Source organism: Nitrosophilus sp. (assembly GCF_982775275.1).
The window spans coordinates 1-2,386 of sequence record NZ_CEXZHP010000220.1; the positions used below are offsets into that span (position 1 = coordinate 1).

Consider the following 2,386-nt stretch of genomic DNA (forward strand, 5'->3'; position numbering starts at 1 on the left):
AGTATGATAAAAATAAAGCTCAAAGAGTATGGGAGAAGTGGTATGAATTAGCTAAAGAAGATAAATTGCCAATTCTTAGTAAAAATTAACTATAAGATTAAAAAAATAGTTGAATTATCCCACATCGTCGGTTGAACTATAAAAAAAGGCAAAAAATACATTAAATATTGATATTTTTTTACAGATATATTTGTTTTTTTTGCAAAAATACATTATTTTTCTATTTTTTTAGGGTTTATTTCAACACTTGACTCTCATTTAAGTGAAAATTAATATTCAAATTTCAAAATCCGGGCGAAAAATCATTATAGCTATCATCATAGCTATAATGATATTCTTCTTTTCTCTCTTTTTCTTTTTCTCTCTTTTTCTCTTCTTCTGTTATTTCCTCTTGCTCTACTTTTTCTTGCTTAGAAGATAAAAAAATTGAGTTATCTAGTTTATTTAAATCAACTTGCATACTATCTAATTCTATTTCATCTTCTAGCTCTTTTTCTTCTAGTATCTCTTTTTTTCTTTTTAGTTCAATTTTTACATTAACATTTCTTGCAAGTCCTTTAACTGTTGCGATAAATTTTGCTGATTGTTTAGCAATATCTCTAAATCGCTCTTGTATTGTGTCTGAAAACTCGTTAAATCTTTCTCTAATGCTTCTAATTTTTTCATTAAATCGCTGTCGTCTATTTCGTTTGCTTCGCTTGTGTCGCATAACTGTTTTAGCTCGTTCATATATGCTTTCTCTTTTTCCTCTTGCTTCGATATTATTTCGCTCAAGCTCTGCTTGTATTGTTCTTGCATCATTTGTAATTGAATTATAAATTTCGATTCTTGTTCGTTTAGCTTCTGCATAAGCTCGTCGTTTAACTTCTGTTCTTTCTCTAATTCTTTCAAGAGTTCTTCTTCTAATATCATTTAATTCCCCTTTATTAATTTCTTTAATCTCTGTAAAAAGTTCATCTCTTCTTGTTCTGTCTTGAATTTCTCTAATTTCTTTAATCTCTTGTGGCGATCGATTAATCTCTTGTTGTGATTGTCTAATCTCTTGTTGTGTTTTGTTTGCACTTTTTGATATTTTTTCATTGTTTCTTGTAACTGTTCTACTTCTTTTACCTTGTCGCTTAGATTCTCGATAGCATTCTGCATTGAAGATAGCTCGTTTAGAAACTGCTTTTTCAAGTCGCTCACTAACTCTTCTGTATGCTTCTTCATTATCTCTATTTGCAAATTCTCTCTCTCTTCTTGTTTTTTCCTCGCCGATTTCTCTAAGTTTATTAGTAGCTCTGAATTCATCTGCATATATTCCTCCTTTTAAATATCTTGGTTTTTTACTTCCCTCCAGCTTTACTTCAATTTTATCTTTTTCAATTTTAGTAATTTCAATATTATTTTCTCTCAATATAGAAATAATATCATCTCTGCTTTGCAACACTCCATCGGCTACAAGCTCTTTGAGTTTTTTATCAAGGTTTCTATACCCTCGAAAAAGCCCTAAAGCTTTTTTGTTTCCCTGAATACTGCTTTGTTTTGCTGGGTCTTGTGGGTCTGTAAAATTGTATTTTAAATTCATCTTTTTTTGAAAAAGATCAGCTAAATGAAAATCTGTTTTGTGATAGTAAGGATTAAAACTTTTACCTGTGCTAAGTTCGATTTTTGGAATTATAAAATTAAGTTCTAAGCGATTTTTATCCGTATGCTCTACCCACAAAATATTATATTGTTCTTCTTTCATACCTGCAAAAAAAGTCTTTTCAAATTCATTCATTATTTCTTGCTTTTGCTCTTCTGGTATGTTTTTTTCTTCAAAGCTTAATACTCCAAAAGTAACCTTTTGCTTTTTTGTAATAGATTTAATAATATCTCTAGTATGTTTTTCATTACCTTTTAGAATTTTTGCTGTTCCGTTTTGCACTCTTTTTTTATCTAAAAGATAATCGATAGATGCGGTTGATCCGCCTTTTTTATTTTTTAGAAATTTCAATATCATTTTTTATCTCAACTAAAAGTTTTAAAATTGTAGAGTTTGGAACATCTTTTTTTTGATTTAAACTTTTTGCGATTTGGTTTAAATTATTTCCGATTTTTTGCAAGTGGTAAATATAATCAGATGTCAATTTTGTTTTTACTTTTTTTCGCAAAATCGCACTTCTTGCAAACTCGGAAAAACTCAAATTATGTTCCGACAAAACCTCTTCGATTTTAGCAAACTCATCTTCAGTAAATCGAATAGTTTTTCTAATTTTTTTACTCAAAGCAACTTCCTTTTTTTGCTACTTTTTTTGGAAAAAAAGTAGTGGGGGTTAAGGGGGCAAAGCCCTCCTTACGAGGTCTATTTGTCGTCAGACAAATAGTAACCTCGCCCAATAAATAAAAAACTTAAAAGCATGAT

At 29.4% G+C, this 2,386-nt stretch carries 2 protein-coding genes; both read right to left on the bottom strand.

Translation table 11 applies throughout. The features are described 5' to 3' along the window. Positions 1 to 283: 283 nt before the first annotated feature. Entirely contained in the window at positions 284 to 1,978 is a 1,695-nt protein-coding gene (locus AC30RD_RS08450) for a relaxase/mobilization nuclease domain-containing protein (protein WP_489494052.1), read from the bottom strand. Beyond that, the gene (locus AC30RD_RS08455) at positions 1,959 to 2,249 is read right to left on the bottom strand and encodes a plasmid mobilization protein (protein ID WP_489494054.1); all 291 of its coding nucleotides are present in this window, start codon (positions 2,247 to 2,249) and stop codon (positions 1,959 to 1,961) included. Before AC30RD_RS08455 ends, AC30RD_RS08450 begins: the two co-directional genes overlap by 20 nt. Between the last annotated feature and the right edge of the window lie 137 nt (positions 2,250 to 2,386).